The 17,331-nt window shown below is 70.9% G+C and carries 18 protein-coding genes; 9 read left to right on the top strand and 9 right to left on the bottom strand.

Annotated elements, in window-relative coordinates:
* Positions 1-221 precede the first annotated feature (221 nt).
* Positions 222-1,478, bottom strand: coding sequence for an alkaline phosphatase family protein (locus tag ACH65_RS11570; RefSeq protein WP_049622756.1), 1,257 nt, complete (start codon positions 1,476-1,478; stop codon positions 222-224).
* 50 nt (positions 1,479-1,528) lie between these two features.
* On the opposite strand from ACH65_RS11570, the gene ACH65_RS11575 reads away from it, so the two are divergent.
* Positions 1,529-1,951 carry a hypothetical protein gene (locus tag ACH65_RS11575; RefSeq protein WP_064504850.1) on the top strand — a complete coding sequence of 141 codons (423 nt, stop codon included), beginning with the start codon at positions 1,529-1,531 and terminating at the stop codon, positions 1,949-1,951.
* A 459-nt stretch (positions 1,952-2,410) separates the two neighbouring features.
* Here ACH65_RS11575 and ACH65_RS11580 read toward each other — a convergent pair whose 3' ends face one another.
* The 3 genes from ACH65_RS11580 to ACH65_RS11590 all read right to left on the bottom strand — a co-directional run bounded on the left by ACH65_RS11580 (position 2,411) and on the right by ACH65_RS11590 (position 5,005).
* Positions 2,411-2,944, bottom strand: a complete 534-nt coding sequence (locus ACH65_RS11580; RefSeq protein ID WP_049622758.1) for a methylated-DNA--[protein]-cysteine S-methyltransferase — start codon at positions 2,942-2,944, stop codon at positions 2,411-2,413.
* Positions 2,941-4,467, bottom strand: coding sequence for a DNA-3-methyladenine glycosylase 2 family protein (locus ACH65_RS11585; RefSeq protein WP_049622759.1), 1,527 nt, complete (start codon positions 4,465-4,467; stop codon positions 2,941-2,943). Before ACH65_RS11585 ends, ACH65_RS11580 begins: the two co-directional genes overlap by 4 nt.
* Positions 4,468-4,561: 94 nt before the next feature.
* Positions 4,562-5,005, bottom strand: a complete 444-nt coding sequence (locus ACH65_RS11590) for a barstar family protein (protein ID WP_049622760.1) — start codon at positions 5,003-5,005, stop codon at positions 4,562-4,564.
* 188 nt (positions 5,006-5,193) lie between these two features.
* On the opposite strand from ACH65_RS11590, the gene hutU reads away from it, so the two are divergent.
* From hutU to ACH65_RS11605, 3 genes are all read left to right on the top strand, one after another.
* On the top strand, positions 5,194-6,864 hold the full coding sequence (hutU, locus tag ACH65_RS11595) for a urocanate hydratase (RefSeq protein WP_049622761.1): 1,671 nt from the start codon (positions 5,194-5,196) through the stop codon (positions 6,862-6,864).
* An 80-nt stretch (positions 6,865-6,944) separates the two neighbouring features.
* Positions 6,945-7,190 carry a type II toxin-antitoxin system prevent-host-death family antitoxin gene (locus ACH65_RS11600; protein ID WP_049622762.1) on the top strand — a complete coding sequence of 82 codons (246 nt, stop codon included), beginning with the start codon at positions 6,945-6,947 and terminating at the stop codon, positions 7,188-7,190.
* A complete protein-coding gene (locus ACH65_RS11605; RefSeq protein ID WP_049622763.1) occupies positions 7,180-7,464 on the top strand; it encodes a type II toxin-antitoxin system RelE family toxin in 285 nt (94 codons plus the stop codon). Before ACH65_RS11600 ends, ACH65_RS11605 begins: the two co-directional genes overlap by 11 nt.
* Before the next feature lie 317 nt (positions 7,465-7,781).
* Here the strand turns inward: ACH65_RS11605 and ACH65_RS11610 are convergent, their stop codons facing one another.
* The gene (locus tag ACH65_RS11610; protein ID WP_049622764.1) at positions 7,782-8,150 is read right to left on the bottom strand and encodes a DUF1428 domain-containing protein; all 369 of its coding nucleotides are present in this window, start codon (positions 8,148-8,150) and stop codon (positions 7,782-7,784) included.
* Between the two features lie 331 nt (positions 8,151-8,481).
* Here ACH65_RS11610 and ACH65_RS11615 point away from each other — a divergent pair, with 331 nt between their 5' ends.
* On the top strand, positions 8,482-9,393 hold the full coding sequence (locus tag ACH65_RS11615; protein WP_049622765.1) for a lipase family protein: 912 nt from the start codon (positions 8,482-8,484) through the stop codon (positions 9,391-9,393).
* Between the two features lie 76 nt (positions 9,394-9,469).
* Positions 9,470-9,619 carry a hypothetical protein gene (locus ACH65_RS20575; RefSeq protein ID WP_153242575.1) on the top strand — a complete coding sequence of 50 codons (150 nt, stop codon included), beginning with the start codon at positions 9,470-9,472 and terminating at the stop codon, positions 9,617-9,619.
* A gap of 96 nt (positions 9,620-9,715) precedes the next feature.
* Here the strand turns inward: ACH65_RS20575 and dbpA are convergent, their stop codons facing one another.
* Entirely contained in the window at positions 9,716-11,110 is a 1,395-nt protein-coding gene (dbpA, locus tag ACH65_RS11620) for an ATP-dependent RNA helicase DbpA (protein WP_049622766.1), read from the bottom strand.
* A gap of 71 nt (positions 11,111-11,181) precedes the next feature.
* Positions 11,182-11,574 (bottom strand): hypothetical protein, encoded by a 393-nt coding sequence (locus ACH65_RS11625; RefSeq protein ID WP_049622767.1) that lies wholly within the window; start codon positions 11,572-11,574, stop codon positions 11,182-11,184.
* Positions 11,575-11,637: 63 nt separating this feature from the next.
* Here ACH65_RS11625 and ACH65_RS11630 point away from each other — a divergent pair, with 63 nt between their 5' ends.
* From ACH65_RS11630 to ACH65_RS11640, 3 genes are all read left to right on the top strand, one after another.
* A complete protein-coding gene (locus ACH65_RS11630) occupies positions 11,638-12,264 on the top strand; it encodes a TetR/AcrR family transcriptional regulator (RefSeq protein ID WP_049622768.1) in 627 nt (208 codons plus the stop codon).
* Positions 12,265-12,653: 389 nt separating this feature from the next.
* A complete protein-coding gene (locus ACH65_RS11635) occupies positions 12,654-13,358 on the top strand; it encodes a glutathione S-transferase N-terminal domain-containing protein (RefSeq protein ID WP_049622769.1) in 705 nt (234 codons plus the stop codon).
* Between the two features lie 113 nt (positions 13,359-13,471).
* On the top strand, positions 13,472-14,335 hold the full coding sequence (locus ACH65_RS11640) for a methyltransferase domain-containing protein (RefSeq protein WP_049622770.1): 864 nt from the start codon (positions 13,472-13,474) through the stop codon (positions 14,333-14,335).
* Between the two features lie 62 nt (positions 14,336-14,397).
* On the opposite strand, the gene ACH65_RS11645 is transcribed toward ACH65_RS11640, so the two are convergent.
* Both ACH65_RS11645 and ACH65_RS11650 read right to left on the bottom strand, forming a co-directional pair.
* A complete protein-coding gene (locus ACH65_RS11645) occupies positions 14,398-14,775 on the bottom strand; it encodes a pilin (protein WP_336884809.1) in 378 nt (125 codons plus the stop codon).
* Positions 14,776-14,847: 72 nt separating this feature from the next.
* A complete protein-coding gene (locus ACH65_RS11650) occupies positions 14,848-17,058 on the bottom strand; it encodes a penicillin acylase family protein (RefSeq protein WP_082190283.1) in 2,211 nt (736 codons plus the stop codon).
* Positions 17,059-17,331 lie beyond the last annotated feature (273 nt).

The following is a 17,331-nucleotide window of genomic DNA, read 5'->3' on the forward strand; positions in this document are numbered from 1 at the left end:
AAGTAACTCGCTCCCCGGCAGGGGAGCGAAACCTCCGGCCAACGGCCGGCCAGATCGCAATGACGCCTCGCTTCAACCAAGGCGTGAGGCGCCGGGTGACTCGCGCCGGAACGACGAGCAAAAACTACGGCGCGAGCCAGGTTCCCGCGAACACCCGCCCCTCACCCCAACCCTCTCCCCACCGGGGAGAGGGAGAAAAGATAAAGGCAGAGCGAGGCGTCTCAGCGCGCCTCCGGCCGCAGCATGCCCCTCACCGCGCCATAGTCGCCATCGTTGGCGGCCGGCGGCAGGTTCAGCAGGTGTGCCATCAGCGGATAGACGTCCACATTGGCGAACGGCTTCACCACCACGCCCCGCTCGAAAGCCGGGCCATGCGCCACGAACAGCGCCTGCATGCGCGGGTCGATATTGTCGTAGCCGTGCTCGCCCAGGCTGACCGTGCCGTGCTTCTGCGCCAGGAACGCCGTGGTGGTGATGCGCCAGCCCACGTCGGCCAGGCACAGCAGCTGCGGCACGCGCGGGTTGTGGCCGTAGGCCAGGCGCACGGGCACGCGGGTCTTGTCCCAGCACTGCATGTGCTGCTGCGGCGCCTCGAGCTTGCGTTCGATGGCGGCGAAATCCTTGCCGGGCTTGGGGTTGAAGCCGGCCAGCACGCCGAAGCCCACCGTCTGCACGTCGTCGAGTGGCACCAGCTTGTCGATCAGCACGCTGTTGGCCTGCGGCACCGGCGCCATGCCGTGGTCGGCCAGCACGATCACGTTGATGCGGTCGATCAGGCCGCGCCGGCGCAGGCCCTCGACCAGCCGGGCGAGGGCGGCGTCGGTCTCGCGCAGGGCGTCGTTCACCTCGGGCGTATCCGGGCCGTAGGTGTGGCCGGCGTGGTCCACGCCGTCGAAGTAGAGGGTGAGGAAGCCGGGGCGCTGCGGCTGGTCCAGCCAGGCCAGCACCTGGTCCACGCGCTGGTTCGGGGTGAGCGCGCCGTTGTAGGGCAGCCACTGGTCCGGATGGCGGCCGTGGATGTCCGCCTCGGTGCCGGGCCAGAACATGGTGGCGGTGCGCACGCCGTGCTGGTCGGCGGTCTCCCACAGCGGCGTGGCCTCGCTCCACCAGCGGCCGTCGCTGACGGCCTTGCGGTTGGACAGCGTGAACTTGCCGAGCTGCGGGTCCAGCATGGTGTTGTTGACGATGCCGTGATGGTCGGGCCGCAGGCCGGTGACCAGGGTGTAGTGGTTGGGGAAGGTGAGCGAGGGGAACGAGGGCTGCATGCCCACGGCGCGCACGCCGTCGCGGGCGAGCTGTTCGAGCGTGGGGCTGAGGCCGCGTTGCAGGTAGTCCGCGCGGTAGCCGTCGATGGAGATCAGCAGCAGCGGCGAGGGAGCGGCCTGCGATGCAGCGGGGGCGACGGCGGGGCGCTGGGTGGCGCAACCGGCACTGAATGCGAGGGCGAGGCAGCACAGCAGGCGAAACGGGATTTTCATGCAGCGACTCTTACGATCAACACACAAGCCTCACATCATTGCGCAGAGATATGACCATTACATCTCTTGGCTTTCCCCGCACCTTCCTCATCGCCGCAGGCGCCGCGCTGCTGGCCGGCGCGCCGTGCGCGGCGATGGCGCAAAGCAGTGCCCCCAAGCCCGCGCCGGTGGCAATGCCCGCGGCGCCGCCGGTGCATTACCAGCAGGTGGTGCGGCAGCAGCAGGTGCGCGACCAGTTGCAGAAGAACCAGGTGGAAGAACAGATCCGCCAGCGAACCAGCGATGCCGCGCGCCGCGCCAACGCCAACGATCCGGCCCAGATGCAGCGGCTGGACCAGGCCGAGCAGGCGCAGCGCGATCTCTATCGCGCCCGCCAGCAGGACGCCGTCGACCGCTACTGGTACGGCACCACGCCGCGTCCGGCGCCGTACCGCGCCACGCAGCCGCCCGCCGCGAGCCGCAGCGGCGGGTGAGGGTTCGAGAACCCTCGCGCATAGCCACTTCGTTTCGCGAGCGCTCATCCCTCATCGCGGCCCTCTTCCCGGGGGGAGAGAAGGCAAGGCGCATGCGGGATGCTTGGCGCGTACTCGATGCTGCGCCCTTGCCTTGCTCAGCCGGCGCGTGCGGGGAAGCGTTACAGATGGGCTCGGCCTGCGGCGTGAGGCGCGGGCCGTGTTGCGGCATCGCCTGTTTCGAGCGAGCGTTGCCTCTGGCCGTGAGGTTCCAAGCGGCGGTTCCGGATCGGCTTCGTTCGGCGGTTTTGCGAAGCGAGGCGGCTCGGCCGACTCCCGCGCGCGCTCATCGCTGTCGAAGACTTGCGCCGCCCGCTTCCTGCCGGCCGCTTCGGCTCCTGACAAGCTGGGCCCGTCTGGCCGGTACAACGTGTCGGTACGCCATCCAGCGCCCACGCTCGCCCAAGCAGCGCCCATCAGTCAGCGCCGGGCCACCGTCTCCCCCGGCATGCCGAACAGGTCGCCCCGCGCCACGCCATCCTCCAGCGACAGCAGGAAGCGCTTGGTCGGCAGGCCGCCGCCGAAGCCGGTGAGGCTGCCGTCGCTGCCGATCACGCGATGGCAGGGCAGCACGATCGGCAGCGGGTTGCGTCCGTTGGCGGCGCCCACGGCGCGCACCGCTTGCGGCTGGCCGATGCGGCGGGCGAGTTCGGCGTAGCTGATGGTGGCGCCGTAGGGGATGTGCGCCAGCTCCCGCCACACGGCGAGCTGGAACGGCGTGCCGAGCGGATGGAGCGGCAGCTCGAAGTGCTGCCGCGTGCCGGCGAAGTAATCCTCCAGCTGCACGCGGGCGAAGGCGAGCGCCTCGGGCGAGCGTACCCATGCGGGCTCGGGGGCGCGCTGGTGGCGGCCGCGTTCGAACCACACCTCGCGCAGGCCCTGCGCGTCGGCGACCAGACGCAGGCGGCCGATCGGTGTGGGGAGGTCGTCGTAGTAGAGGGGGCCGTCGGTCATTGCGGGCTCCGCGCTGCGCTTTGCGCAGCCTTGCTCTGCTTCGGCTCCGGCCTGGGCGCCGCGGCGACGCTGCGCCACAGGTGCATCACCGCGTAGGCGCGCCACGGCCGCCAGGCTTCGGCCAGCGCGGCGAGCGCCCTGGTGCTCAGCGCGGTGCCCTGGCCGGCGGCGCGGCGCAGGATCAGGTCGGCGGCGGGGAAAGCGTCGGGGTGGCCGAGCGCGCGCATCGCCATGTAGTGCGCGGTCCACTCGCCGATGCCGGGCAGGGCGACCCAGTGCGCGACGAAGGCGTCCAGCGGCTGCTCGGCGCGGAAGTCGATACGCCCGTCCAGCAGCGCCTGCGCGATGCCGCGGAGGGTGGCGGCGCGCGCCGTGGTCACGCCGACTTCGCGCAGGTCCGCCTCGGCCAGGCGCTCGGGCGTGGGAAACAGCCGCTCCAGCCCCGCCGCCGCGGGCGCCGCCAGCGGCTGGCCGTAGCGATGGACGATGCGCGAGGCCAGCGTGCGCGCCGCGGCCACGCTCACCTGCTGGCCGAGCACGGCGCGCACGGCGATCTCGAAGCCGTCCCAGCCGCCCGGCAGGCGCTGGCCAGGATGTTGGCGCAGCAGCGGCTTCAGCGCGGGCGCGGCGCCGAGTACGCCGGCGATGGCCTGTGGGTCCGCGTCCAGGTCGAACATGCGCCGCAGCCGCGTCACCACCGGCAGCAGTTGCGCCGGCGAGGCACCGTGCAGTGCCAGCTTCAGCGCGTGCTCGCCGTTCGGCCAGGCGGTTAGGTGCAGCCAGCCGGGCGCTTCGGCCGGGCCGAACACGCGCGCGTAGCCGTGCTCGTCCACGGATTCGACGCCGGGCAGCGCGCGGTTGCGCAGGAAGGCGAGCAGCGCCGCGAAGTCGTACGGCGGGCGATAGCCCAGCCGCAGCACCAGCGCATCGCCGGTGGCGGCATGCGGCGTGCGCCGCAGCTCGCGCGGCGGGATGCGGTTGGCCTGCGCGAAAGCAGCATGGAAGCGGCGCAGGCTGCGGAAGCCCGAAGCCAGCGCCACCTCGGTCACCGGCAGCGCGGTCTCGGTGAGCAGCTGCTTGGCGAACAGCAGGCGGCGCGTGGTGTGCACGTCGATCGGCGGCGCGCCGAGGTGTTCCACGAACAACCGCCGCAGCTGGCGCGCGCCGACGCCGACGCGCGCGGCCAGCGTGTCCAGCGGCTGTTCCGCCAGCAGCCCTTCGTCGATCAGCGTGAGTGCCCGCGCCACCACGTGCTCGCCGTGCCGCCATGCGGCGTTGCCCGGCGCCAGCTCCGGCCGGCAGCGCAGGCAGGGGCGGAAGCCCGCCGCTTCCGCCGCCGCGGCGCTGGCGTAGTAGCGCACGTTGCGCGGCTTGGGCGAGGGCGCCGGGCACACCGGGCGGCAGTAGATCCCGGTGCTGGTGACGGCGGTGAAGAACAGGCCGTCGAAGCGCGCATCGCGGCTCAGGCGGGCCTGCTCGCAGGTGCGCGGATCGGGCAGGTCGGGCGTGGCGGTGGTGTCCATACCCGCAGGCTAGCACCGCCCCGTGCGGGCGACTCGCCGTTTTCGGACATGGATGCGGGCCGCGCCCGACGCGCTGCGGCGAAGCGGCGGATGCTCAGGCGTCGATCGCCGTATCCCGGGTGGAACTGTCCGGCGCCTCCAGGAACGCGAAGAACGGCACCCCGCGCACGCGCCACGCGGCGGCGGCCTCGGTCAGCACCTCGTGCAGGGTCGCGTAGTCGCGCGGCGCGGCGCGGCGCAGCTCGTTGGCGTGATCGAACAGCAGCGCATAGCCGGGCGCGGGCAGCCAGCCGAGGTCGCGCAGGCTGTCCGACAGTGCGTCCCAGTTGTGGCCGAAGCCGGGCGGCAGTTCCAGCGCCGTCGCCAGCTCGCGCAGCAGCGCGGGCTTGGTGCGGCAGCCGGCGAGGTCCAGGTGGAACTGGTGCAGGCCGGCGCGCGCGGCGTCGGCGATCAGGGTGGCGGGGTCGTCCGGCGCCACCGGGTATACGCCGTTGCGTTCGGCGTCGTGCAGGTCGAGGGTCAGCACCCTGGTCGTCATCGTGTCACCCCGATCCGGTTGAGAGCGTTGCATCGTGCACGAGTGATGATGCGTCAGCCGCCGCGGCAGGCCAACCCCGATTTGGGTGATGACGTGCACGGCGGCCATGCGGCAATGCGGCAGTGCCGTTTGCGGGGCCTTCGGCGCCTCGCCACAATCGGGTTTCCACCGCCAGGCAGGATCGCATCATGAACGCGCCGACCCGCATCGATACCTCCCGCGTCATCCGCGCCCCGCGTGGCGGCGAGCTGAGCTGCAAGAGCTGGCTCACCGAGGCGCCGTTCCGCATGATCCAGAACAACCTCGACCCCGAGGTGGCGGAGAACCCGGCGGAGCTGGTGGTGTACGGCGGCATCGGCCGCGCCGCGCGCAACTGGGAATGCTTCGACGCCATCCTGCGCAGCCTGCGCGAGCTGGGCGAGGAGGAAACCCTGCTGGTGCAGTCCGGCAAGCCGGTCGGCGTGTTCCGCACCCATGCGGATGCGCCGCGCGTGCTGATCGCCAACTCCAACCTGGTGCCGGCCTGGGCCAACTGGGAGCACTTCAACGAGCTCGACCGCAAGGGCCTGATGATGTACGGCCAGATGACGGCCGGCTCGTGGATCTACATCGGCTCGCAGGGCATCGTGCAGGGCACCTACGAGACCTTCGTGGAGATGGGGCGCCAGCACTACGGCGGCAGCCTCAAGGGCAGGTGGATTTTGACGGCCGGCCTCGGCGGCATGGGCGGCGCGCAGCCGCTGGCGGCGTCGCTGGCCGGCGCGTGTTCGCTCACTGTCGAGTGCCAGCAGAGCCGCATCGATTTCCGCCTGAAGACCCGCTACGTGGACGAGCAGGCCGGCGACCTCGACGACGCGCTGGCCCGTATCGCGCGCTACACCGCGGCCGGCGAGGCCAGGTCCATCGCGCTGCTCGGCAACGCCGCCGAGGTGCTGCCGGAACTCGTGCGCCGCGGCGTCAAGCCCGATGCCGTCACCGACCAGACCAGCGCGCACGACCCGGTCAACGGCTACCTGCCGGCCGGCTGGACGGTGGAGGAATGGTTCGAGCGCCGCAAGGGCGACCCGGCCGGCACGGCCCGGGCCGCCAAGCAGTCCATGCGTAAACACGTGGAAGCGATGCTGGCCTTCCATGCCCAGGGCATCCCCACCTTCGACTACGGCAACAACATCCGCCAGATGGCCAAGGACGAAGGCTGCGCCAATGCCTTCGACTTCCCCGGCTTCGTGCCCGCCTTCGTGCGCCCGCTGTTCTGCCGCGGCATCGGCCCGTTCCGCTGGGTGGCGCTCTCCGGCGACCCGCAGGACATCCTGAAGACCGACGCCAAGGTGAAGGAACTGATCCCGGACGATCCGCACCTGCACCGCTGGCTCGACATGGCCGAGCAGCGCATCAGCTTCCAGGGCCTGCCCGCGCGCATCTGCTGGGTGGGGCTGGGGCAGCGCCACAAGCTCGGCCTCGCCTTCAACGAGATGGTGCGCAAGGGCGAGCTGAAGGCACCCATCGTGATCGGCCGCGACCACCTCGACTCCGGCTCCGTCGCCTCGCCCAACCGCGAGACCGAGGCCATGCGGGACGGCTCCGACGCCGTCTCCGACTGGCCCCTCCTCAATGCCCTGCTCAATACCGCCAGCGGCGCTACCTGGGTCAGCTTCCACCATGGCGGCGGCGTAGGCATGGGCTACAGCCAGCACGCCGGCGTGGTGATCGTCTGCGACGGCAGCGAGGCGGCGGACCGGCGCATCGAGCGGGTGCTGTGGAACGACCCCGCCACCGGGGTGATGCGGCATGCGGATGCGGGGTATGAGGTCGCGGTGGAGTGCGCGAAGGAGCAGGGGGTGAAGTTGCCGATGGCCTGAGCGGGATGAATGGTGCGCTGCCGGCTTCTTGTCTTGGACGAAATAAGGCTCCATGATTGGCTCTGAATTTGGAGACGATCATGGAAGCCATCCTGGCCCCCAACAGCATCAGCATCACCGAGCTCAAGCGTAATCCCAGTGCCGTGATCGAGGCCGCCGAGGGCGAATCGGTGGCCGTGCTCGTGCACAACAAGCCCAGTGCCTACCTGGTGCCCGCCGCCACCTACAAGCGGCTGCTGGAGCGGCTCGAAGACCTGGAGCTTGCCGAACTGGTCCGGGCCCGTGCGAAGGAGCGCCGGGTCAAGGTCAAGCTCGATGACCTATAGCCTGGAGTTCGTGGCTTCCGCGCTCAAGGAATGGCGCAAGCTCTCGCCCGTCGTCCGCGACCAGTTCAAGAGCAAGCTTGCCGAGCGTCTGGAACGCCCGCATGTGCCGGCGGCCCGGCTGCATGGCCTGCCGGATTGCTACAAGATCAAGCTGCGCACGGCCGGCTGCCGGCTCGTCTATCGGGTCGACGATAGGGTAGTGGTCGTGACGGTGATTGCAGTGGGGAAACGCGAGAAAGGGCTGGTGTACCTGTCGGCCAAGAAACGCACCTGACCGCGGGATGCCTGCGATGCAGGCATGCGATCCCCGTCTTCGAGCCGATGCTCTGCAACGACGGATCGACGACGCGGCACGAACCGCTGCGCGGCCAGACCAACCTCTGCGCAGGCCAACGCCTCCCCTGATTTCGCCTTGTAAGCAGCCGCAGATCAGCACCGCCCCCGGCCTGGCCGGCCTGGCCGGGGGGCGCACCCGATTGGACCTGCCTGGCGGTCGTCGTGAACGCGCAGTTTGGCCGAGAGACGTGGTGCACGACGCATGTGTTGCGGAGGCGAGTCGAGCCCGGCAGGGCTATGGCGGCCGAACGCCGCTCAGGTTTTCTTTTGTCCCACCTCCACCACCGGCGCGAAGCCGCCGAAGATCATCCGCTTGCCGTCGAAGGGCATGGGGTTGTCTTGCGGATTGAGGCGCTCGTCCTTCATGGCCTTTTGCATGCCGGTGTCGCGGGTGGCTTTGTCCGGCCACTCGATCCACGAGAACACCACCGTCTCGTCGTTCTTCGCCTGCACGGCGCGGTGGAAGTCGGTGAGCTTGCCGTCGGGGACGTCGTCGCCCCAGCACTCCAGGACGCGGGTGGCGCCGTACTCGACGAAGACCGAGTCGCCGCTGTTGGCGTGCTGGATGAACTGCTGCTTGTTGGCGGTCGGCACCGCCATCACAAAGCCGTCGATGTAGGACATGACTTTCTCCTCTTTAGCCTGGGAGCGCGCCCGCGGTGGGCACCTCCATGGAGACGACGAACGGGCGGCGACGGGATCGACATGGGCCGGGGCCGTTCAGGGACGCATGCGGAGCGCGGCGCCCGCTACGCCTGCCGGGCCGGGCGTGGCAGAGGCGGCGTGACGACGGCTGCGGCAGGCCCGTCATGCCGCGGCGGGCCGGCCTGCCGCAGCCGCCCGCCCCGGCGGGCCGGCCTTGCATGAACCCGCCTGAATCTGTGATCCAGCGCGCCCGTGGCGCCGTGCCGCTGTGACAGCATCGGCGCGCCACCCGGAGCGCAAGGAGACGCCCATGAGCACCACGCCGTCGCAGAGCCTGCCGATGTATTTCCCGCCGGATTTCGTACTGGACGAGGCGGGCGTCTGCGCCTCGCTGGTGCTGACGGCGTACGACCAGTTCAACCAATGGGTGCAGCAGGGCTCCCCGTCGCAGTCGGGTTTCAGCTGGACGCCGAACGGGCTCAACGGCTTTACCTATAGCGCGCCGCTGTGGGGCACGGTGACCGTGCTGTGGGAGAAATATCCGGAGCCGTTCGGCTTCGTCGCCTGGGACGGCACCGGCAATGCGCTGGTGGTGTTCCGCGGCACCATGACCTCGGTCGACGCGGTCATCGATGCGGAGGTGGACCAGACGGCCTACACGCTGGTGGCCACCGGCTTCGGCAACGTGCAGGTGGGCTGGTACAACGTCTACGCGACCCTCCGCGAGGCGCTGCTGACGCAGCTGAAGGCGATCGGGCCGGTGACCCGGCTGTTCTTTACCGGGCACAGCATGGGCGCGGCGCTGTCCTCGCTGGCGGTGCCCGACGTGGCGACCAACTCGGCGATCCCGCCCGGCAGCCGCCGCAGCTACGTGCACTACAACTTCGCCAGCCCGCGGGTGGGCGACCCCGGCTTCGCCTACGGCATGAACTGGAGCGTGGCGGCGCCGACCTTCCGCGTGGTGAATACCGAGGACGTGGTGCCCGACGTGCCGCCGCCGCTGCTTGGTTCCACCGTCTACCAGCACGTCGGCACGCCGGTGGATTTCACCGCCGAGTACCTCACCACCGACGGCAACCACAGCATGGCGAACTGCTACTGGTACGCCATCAACAACACCGATCAGCCGCAGGGGCCGGCGTCGGCCTCGCTGTTCCTGGAGCGGCAGGTTCGCATCGACGGCGGCGTCACGCTCTACACGCCGCGGGCGCTGGAGAAATAGGGCGGCGCAGGCGGCCCGGCGCGATCACTTTCCGACGACCGCCAGGATGCGAGAGTGCGCCCCGGAGGTCGTCGTGATGATCCGGAAACTGAAGTCGGGCGCCTACCGCCTCTACTCGCGCAAGAAGGACCCGGACACCGGCAAGCGCCGCAATCTCGGCACCTTCCCCACGCGCGAGGCCGCCGAGAAGCACGAGCGCGAGGTGCAGTTCTTCAAGCGGCACTAGCGCTTCAGGCGGCGGTTGCCGGCCGGTGCCGTGTGCCGCCCGCGCCGCTGACTTGCCGTGGCCTTCGCGTTCGTCGCGGCCCCCGCGTGAGGACGCTCAGCCCAAAGCCCGCACGCGGAAGTTGCGCCCCTTGATCTTGCCCGCGCGCAGGCGCTCCAGTGCCTTGTTCGCCAGCGCCCGGGCGATCGCCACGTAGGCGCGGGTGGCGAACACGTCGATCTTGCCGATGTCGCCGGCGCTAAGCCCGGCCTCGCCGGTGAGCGCGCCGAGGATGTCGCCGGGGCGGAGCTTGTCCTGGCGGCCGGCGTCGATCACCAGGGTCTTCATCGGGGCGAGGTTGAGCGTCTTGCCGCGCGGCTGCGCGAGCTTGAGCGCCCGCCACGGCAGCGGCTCGCCCAGCACTTGCTCGATGTTGGCGGCCTTGGGCCGCTCGCGCGGCGTGCACAGGGTGATCGCCAGGCCCGATTGCCCGGCGCGGCCGGTGCGGCCGATGCGGTGGGTGTGGGTGTCCGGGTCGTGCGCGATGTCGTAGCTGAGCACCAGCGGCAGCGCGGCGATGTCGAGCCCGCGCGCGGCGACGTCGGTGGCCACCAGCACGGCGCAGCTGCGGTTGGCGAAGCGCACCAGCACCTCGTCGCGGTCGCGCTGCTCCATGTCGCCGTGCAGGGCGAGGGCGGAGAAGCCGCGGCGGTCCAGCTCCTGCGCCACCGCGTCCACGTCGCGGCGCATGTTGCAGAACACCAGCGCACCACCTTGTCGTAGATCGGGGCCGCGCTCGCCGGCGAGCAGCTGGGCCAGGGCGTCGGCCTTCTGCGCCGGCTCCACCTCGATGAACTGCTGATCGATCGCCGGCTTCGTCTCGGCCGGTGCCCCCACCGTGATCTCGACCGGCTCGCGCTGCAGGCGTCGGCTGACCGCGCGGATCGCCTCCGGGTAGGTGGCCGAGAACAGCAGCGTCTGATGGTGCTTGGCGATGCGGCCCACGATGTCGTCGATGGCCTCGCTGAAACCCATGTCCAGCATGCGGTCGGCCTCGTCGAGCACCAGCACCTTGATGCCGCCGCCGTGCAGGCTGCCGCGCTTTAAGTGTTCCTGCACGCGGCCGGGCGTGCCCACCACGATGTGCGGGTCGTGCGCCAGCGAGGCCAGCTGCGGCCCCAGCGGCATGCCGCCGCACAGGGTCAGCAGCTTCACGTTGGGGATGTTGGCGGCGAGCTTGCGGATCGCCTTGCTCACCTGGTCGGCCAGTTCGCGCGTGGGGCACAGCACCAGCGCCTGCAGCCGGGTCGTGTCCGCATCCAGCGCCTGCAGCAGGCCGAGGCCGAAGGCGGCGGTCTTGCCGCTGCCGGTGCGGGCCTGGGCGATCACGTCGCGGCCTTGCAGCATCGGCGGCAGGCTCTGCGCCTGCACCGGGGTCATGGCGTCGTAGCCGTGCGCGGCGAGGCTGGCGAGCAGGGCGGGCTTGAGCGGGAGCGTGCTGAAGGCGGTCATTCGCCATGATCGCATCAATCCGCCTCCGCATGAGTCCGGTGCGGGCCTGCGCCGCGGCGGCGGGGCCGCCCCTACACGTGCCCCCACAGCGCCATGCCCGCCACCGTGGCGGCGAGCAGCACCGCCGCCACGCGCTGGCTGACGGCGATGCGCCGGCGCGGCGCGTCCGCGTCGCGGAGCCGGCGCACCGCGGGCAGGGCGAACCCCTGCACGAGGGCGGCGAGCAGGGCGCACAGTACGGCGGCGCCCAGCACGCGGGTCGAAGGCACGGCCGGGACGCCGCGCAGCGACAGGGCCCAGACGGCGACGCCCATGGCCAATGTCGCCACCGCGGCGCCGAACTGCGGGTAGGCCAGCCGCTCGGCGTTGGCGCCGGCGGTACGCGCGAGCACGAAGGTGGTGCCGGCCCAGAACACGCCGGTGAGCACGTGCAGCACAATGAGGAAGACCAGCAAGGTTTGCATGACAGCCTCACCCGGGTTTTATTTGGTATACAAAATGTATAGTGAAATTTGGCGGCGTACAAGATGAGCACGCGGACGTATCGCAGCGCCGCGCGCGCGGAGGCGGCCGGGCAGACGCGCGCGCGCATTCTCGCCGCGGCGACGGAGCTGCTGCGCGAGGCCGGCGTGGCGGGGTTCTCGCTGGAATCGGTGGGCAAGGCGGCGGGCGTAACGCGGCTGACGGTATACAACCAGTTCGGCTCGCGCCGCGCGCTGCTGGAGGCCGTGTTCGACGAACTGGCCGCGCGCGGCGGGCTGCACCGCATCCGCGACGCCATGGCGGACGATGACCCGCACGCGGGCCTGCGCCGGCTGGTCGGCATCTTCTGCGACTTCTGGGGTGCGGACCTGGATTCGCTGGCCGGCCTGCACGGCGCGGCCTCGGGCGATGCGGAGTTCGCGGAAAGCCTCGGCGCCCGCAACGAACGGCGACGCGGAACCTTCGCGGCGCTGGTCGAGCGCCTGGTCGAGCGCGGCGAAGTACGCGCCAGGGACGCGCGCGACCTGGTCGATCTGCTCTTCGTGCTGACCAGTCTCCAGGTGTTCACCCAACTGAAGGTCGGCAAGCGCAGCAAGGTGTCGGTGCGCCGGCTGATCGAGGCGGCGGCCGTCGACGCGGTGCGGCGGGCCGGACCGGCTGGCGTGCCGTAGGCGCCGGCTTGCGTGGTGGCCGGTGTGTCGGCGGAGGGCCTGACGGGTGTCGGATCCCGGCCGGCCTCCGCAGGTGCCTGGCTTCGGCCTCACTGTCTCGAGGTGAAGTCCTTCTCTCCTCGGGAGAAGGTGCCGGCAGGCGGATGAGGGTTCGGCCGGAGCGTCGGACATCACTTCTGCGCTCCGGCCGAACCGTCGCCTCGAACCTCTCCCACGTCACGGCACCGGACACCCTTGCCACGGCCATGCCATCGCCGTGATTCGACGCTAACCCGGGGCGGAGGGGACGCATGCGGTATCGAGGGCGCGGCGGAGGTTTCGCGCCACCGGTGTTGAACGATCCCGCGCGGCGGCCTACCTTGCTCGCATTTTCCGCCGCTGGAACCGCCGTGTCCGATCTGTCCGCCTTCCCTATCACCACCCGCTGGCCGGCCCTTCATCCCGAGCGCATCCAGCTCTATTCGCTCAACACGCCCAACGGCGTGAAGGTCTCGATCATGCTGGAGGAGACGGGGCTGCCGTACGAGCCGCACCTGGTCGACATCATGCAGGACGAGAGCCACCTGCCGGCGTTCCTCTCGCTCAATCCCAACGGCAAGATCCCCGCGATCGTCGATCCGGACGGCCCGGGCGGCAAGCCGCTGGGGCTGTTCGAGTCGGGCGCGATCCTGCTCTATCTGGCGGAGAAGACGGGCCGGTTCATCCCGGCCGATCCGGCGCGGCGCTGGGAGACGATCCAGTGGGTGTTCTTCCAGATGGCCTCGATCGGGCCGATGTTCGGCCAGATCGGCTTCTTCCATAAGTTCGCCGGCAGGGAGTACGAGGACAAGCGCCCGCTGCAACGCTACGTCGACGAATCGAAGCGCCTGCTCGGCGTGCTCGACGAGCGCCTGGCCGGCCGCGACTGGATCATGGGCGAGGACTACAGCATCGCCGACATCGCCACGCTCGGCTGGGTGAACAACCTCGTTACCTTCTACGGGGCGCGCGAGCTGGTGGCGTTCGACGGCTACGCCAACGTGGCCGCCTGGCTGGCGCGCGGGCTGGCGCGGCCGGCGGTGCAGCGCGGGCTCGGCATCCCCGGCCGGAGCTGAGCCATCGCCGCGCGGGTTATCCGGACGATGCGGGCCGATACAGCGGGGACGCGGCCCGGTTCGGGCTGCGGGCGCCGCGCCATGGTCGCGCAGGTCGCCGGTGAGGCAGGCGAGTGACCGACGCGCTGCGAGGCCTGGTCGAAACGCTGGAGCGGGACGGTTCCCTGGACGAGCCGGAACGGCTGCGCCAGCGCATCGAGGCGCTCGACCGCCTGGAAGCGTATTTCCCCGACGGGCTCGATGCCGATGGCGCCGCGGCGGGCGGGGATGCGCTTCGCCGCCGGGCCGTGGCGATCCACGCGAGGCTGGCGGCGATCAACCGCCGGCTCTATGACTCCCTCCGCCGCGACATCCGGCTCGGCCGCGGGCGGGAGCGCCTGCTGCCATGGTCGCCCGCACCCGGCGAAGATCCGCAGGCGGGCGAGGAGGGCTACGACTACCTCGACGAATGGCTGGGCGGGATCCTTCCCTTCGACACGCCCGACGCGGTGGCCGCGCCGGCGGCGGAGATGGTGTTCTACCAGCCCACGCCGGCGCGCCACATCTTCGACCTGATCCGCCGCACCGCGCTCGCCGCCGACGACGTGTTGATCGATCTCGGCTCCGGGCTCGGCCATGTGCCGCTGCTGGTAGCCCTCTGCACCGATGCCCGCTGCATCGGCGTCGAGCTGGAAGCGGCCTACGTCGAATGCGCGCGGCGCTGCGCCGAAGCCTTGAACCTGCCCAGGGTCGCGTTCGTCCGGCAGGACGCGCGCACGGCGGATTTCTCCGCCGGCACGGTGTTCTACCTCTACACGCCGTTCACCGGCTCGATCCTGCGCGCCGTGCTCGACGCGCTGCAACGCGAAGCCGCGCGCCGCGCCATCCGCGTGTGCACCTTCGGCCCCTGCACGCCGGTCGTGGCGCAAGAGCGCTGGCTGGAAGCGGCCGAGCCGCCGGCGGCGGGGCGGGTGGCGATATTCCATTCGCGCGGCTAGCGTCGCGTCGCGGTGTTCCGCGCGGCAGCCTGGGCACGCCATGCCGCCGCGTGGCGCAGCCTCTACTCGGTGGCGCGGCAGGCCGGCGGCAGCAGCTTCTCCGGCACGTCGCCGCCGCAGGACCAATGGATGGCCCCGTTGCGCACGTACGGCGTCAGCTTGAAGAGATGGCCGCGCAGCGCCGGGTTGGCGAAGCTCACCAGCAATGCGCCGTCGCCGCCCAGCGTGATGCCGGCCACGCTCGCATCGCCGGCGAACGGCGCCATGCCCAGCTGCGTGAGTGAATCGGGCCAGCGCTGGTGGCTGGCGCCGAACTGCTCCACCGCCGTGCGGTGGGGCGCGCTGTCCGCCATGGCGGTGTTCAGCGCGGCGCGGCTCGTGTAGTCCCGTACTGAGCGTCTTCCGGGTTCTCGCAGACCGCGAGGCCGTGGCGGTCGCAGTCGAGTCTAAGCCAACGCCTCGCAGGCCGGCTACCGCCAGGGGCGGCGGCCGGGCGCGGCCACGCGGCCGGCTCAGGGGCCGGGGTGGTAGACGCGCTCGACGTGCCCGGCCAGTTCCTCCGGCCAGAAGTACACCGTGCGCAGGTTGCCGGTGGTGTAGCGCTCGGCCTCGTCGTTGAAGTGCGGGGATTCGGGGTGGCCGCTCTCGCCGCCGGCGGTGATGGCGCGGGCGCGGACCTTGGGGCCGAACTCGACCACGGCGACGAAGCTGTTGCCGCTGGTGCCATAGTAGCGCCGGGTGCCTGGCCAGCGGTGCGCGCCGAAGGAGGCGAGCGAGCCCCAGCGCGAGGACACGAAGGGCACCGGCAGGCTGGGCCTGGCGTCGTCGAAGCGCTGCGCGATGGCGCCATCGTTGCGCTGGTAGCGGTTGACCTCGCCCCAGGGCACGCCCCAGCTGCCGAAGTCCTTCCGCAAGCGCCCGGAGGCTTCGGCCAGTGCGTCCAGCCGCGCCTTGGCGCCGGCCGGGCCGGCCATGTAGTCGTAGACGGTGAGGTGGGCGGCGCGGGCCGCGGCGGCCACCTCGTCCCACAGGGTGTCGCCCCAGCACACGGCGAGCGAGGTGGGCATGGAGGCGATGCCCCAGCGATAGTCCCAGCCGCGCAGCAGGGCGATCTGGCCGGCGAGCCTGGCGCGCTGCGGATCGCCGGCGGGCAGCGCGTCGTAGTCGGCCACCAGCACCGGGATCAGCCTGGCGAAGGCCGGCAGATACGAGTCGAAGGCGGCGGTGATCAGCGAGGGCAGGGTGAAGTCCTTCTGCCCGGTGAGCACGCGCGTGGCGTGCAGGCCGCGCGGGTTCTCGCCGAAGCTGTCCATGTAGCGCGGGTAGTCCTCGCGCCTGGGGCTGTACGGGCCGGCGACGGAATAGGGCCAGTCGTTGGTGTTGAAGGCCCAGCCGTTGGGCGGGTTGAGCAGGTGCGGGGCGGCGTCGAGCGGCAGCAGGCCATGCCAGTCGGTGGCCGGGTCGCTGCCGTCCACGGGCCTGGTGTAGTCGAAGCGGTCGTCGCGCCGGGGGATGAACTGCGGGTGCAGGTAGGCGATCTCGCCCTTGTCGTCGGCGAACAGCGTGTTGTTGGAGGAATTGGCCTTGAGCCCGGCCACCTTCATGTAGCTGGCGTAGTCGGTGGCCTTGGTGCGCAGCCAGCTCTGCTCCAGCGCCTCGATGGGCTTGTTCATCAGCGCCAGCGCGATCCACTTGCCGTCCAGCTCGCGCACGATGGGGCCGTGGTGGGTGGCATAAGTGGTGAACGTGCGCGCGGCCATCGAGCCGTCCGCCGCGCGGTAGGGCACGCGGATGGCCTTCTCCGCCACCGGGCGCAGCGCCTCGCCGTAGCGGTAGTAGAGCCGCCCGTCCTTGCGCTCGATGGTCTCGGCGAACTCGTCCACCACGTCGGCGCCGGTGGAGGTGTGCATCCAGCCGGCGTGCGGGTTGAAGCCCTGGTAGACGAAGAACTGGCCCCAGGTCACCGCGCCGTATACGTCGAGACCGGTGTCGCTCGACATCTGCAATTCCGAGCGGAAGAAGAACGAGGTGTGCGGGTTGATCAGCAGCAGCGCGTGGCCGTCGGCGGTGAGCCCGGGCGCGATGGCGATGCCGTTGGAGCCGGTGGGCTCCACCCAGCTCGACGGCGTCTCGGCGAAGGCGACGGGCTGCTTGCCGTGGCCGTAGAAGGCTTCGAGCTGCTTGAGCGAGGCGCGCTCCATGTCGCCGCCGATGCTGCCCTCGGTGAAGCTGAGCGCCATCCACGGCTCGAAGTGGCGGATCACGCGCGGGTGCATGTCCGGGTGCGTGGCGAGGTAGAAGTTGAGGCCGTCGGCCCAGGCGTCCATCAGCGTGCGCAGCCAGGATGGGCTTCTGGCGTAGAGCCGCTGCAATGCGACCGGGTCGATGAAGAGTTTCATGCGCAGGTCCTGCCAGATCGCGGACTCGCCCTCGGCCTCGGCGAGGCGGCCCATCGCGTTGAGGTAGTTGGTCTCCACGCGGTTGAAGTCGTCCTCGGCCTGCGCGTAGGCCATGCCGAACACCGCGTCGGCATCGGTCTTGCCATGCACGTGGGCGATGCCCCAGTCGTCGCGGGTGATGGTGGCGGCCTGCGCCTCGCGCTGCCAGCGCACTGCCTCGGGCGTGGCCGCCTGCGCGGCGGTGGCGAGGCCGAGCGCGAGCAGGGCGGCCAGCGACAGCAGGCGTCGCGGCGGGAGCGGGGGCTTCGGGGTGCGAGCGGGCATCGGCTTTCCGGTAACGGGGTCAAAGCCGTCTTATTTAGCGCAGGACGGCGCCGGTGGCGATCCGCAGACGGCGCGTCCGTGACGCTTGCGGCACCGTGTCGCGCAAGCGGCCGTGTCCCCATCGGGGGCGAGGCGTCCGCGCGCTGTCCGCCTGTCCGCGCCTGCGCTCGGGCAGCGTCCGCGGACGGCCAGGGCCGGTTGCGGGGCGATGGGGGAAATGGCTTGGGAATGCGCCGTGCCGGGGCTTTCGGTGCCTTGGCACAGGCCTTGCCA

Origin of the sequence: Frateuria defendens, from assembly GCF_001182895.1 — a bacterium.
Lineage (GTDB): Bacteria > Pseudomonadota > Gammaproteobacteria > Xanthomonadales > Rhodanobacteraceae > Frateuria_B > Frateuria_B defendens.

What these genes read in the sequence shown, in the direction of transcription:
- ACH65_RS11570 (WP_049622756.1), bottom strand. Translation starts at nt 1,478, where the DNA reads ATGAAAATCCCGTTTCGCCTGCTGTGCTGCCTCGCCCTCGCATTCAGT.
- ACH65_RS11575 (WP_064504850.1), top strand. Translation starts at nt 1,529, where the DNA reads ATGACCATTACATCTCTTGGCTTTCCCCGCACCTTCCTCATCGCCGCA.
- ACH65_RS11580 (WP_049622758.1), bottom strand. Translation starts at nt 2,944, where the DNA reads ATGACCGACGGCCCCCTCTACTACGACGACCTCCCCACACCGATCGGC.
- ACH65_RS11585 (WP_049622759.1), bottom strand. Translation starts at nt 4,467, where the DNA reads ATGGACACCACCGCCACGCCCGACCTGCCCGATCCGCGCACCTGCGAG.
- ACH65_RS11590 (WP_049622760.1), bottom strand. Translation starts at nt 5,005, where the DNA reads ATGACGACCAGGGTGCTGACCCTCGACCTGCACGACGCCGAACGCAAC.
- hutU (WP_049622761.1), top strand. Translation starts at nt 5,194, where the DNA reads ATGAACGCGCCGACCCGCATCGATACCTCCCGCGTCATCCGCGCCCCG.
- ACH65_RS11600 (WP_049622762.1), top strand. Translation starts at nt 6,945, where the DNA reads ATGGAAGCCATCCTGGCCCCCAACAGCATCAGCATCACCGAGCTCAAG.
- ACH65_RS11605 (WP_049622763.1), top strand. Translation starts at nt 7,180, where the DNA reads ATGACCTATAGCCTGGAGTTCGTGGCTTCCGCGCTCAAGGAATGGCGC.
- ACH65_RS11610 (WP_049622764.1), bottom strand. Translation starts at nt 8,150, where the DNA reads ATGTCCTACATCGACGGCTTTGTGATGGCGGTGCCGACCGCCAACAAG.
- ACH65_RS11615 (WP_049622765.1), top strand. Translation starts at nt 8,482, where the DNA reads ATGAGCACCACGCCGTCGCAGAGCCTGCCGATGTATTTCCCGCCGGAT.
- ACH65_RS20575 (WP_153242575.1), top strand. Translation starts at nt 9,470, where the DNA reads ATGATCCGGAAACTGAAGTCGGGCGCCTACCGCCTCTACTCGCGCAAG.
- dbpA (WP_049622766.1), bottom strand. Translation starts at nt 11,110, where the DNA reads ATGACCGCCTTCAGCACGCTCCCGCTCAAGCCCGCCCTGCTCGCCAGC.
- ACH65_RS11625 (WP_049622767.1), bottom strand. Translation starts at nt 11,574, where the DNA reads ATGCAAACCTTGCTGGTCTTCCTCATTGTGCTGCACGTGCTCACCGGC.
- ACH65_RS11630 (WP_049622768.1), top strand. Translation starts at nt 11,638, where the DNA reads ATGAGCACGCGGACGTATCGCAGCGCCGCGCGCGCGGAGGCGGCCGGG.
- ACH65_RS11650 (WP_082190283.1), bottom strand. Translation starts at nt 17,058, where the DNA reads ATGCCCGCTCGCACCCCGAAGCCCCCGCTCCCGCCGCGACGCCTGCTG.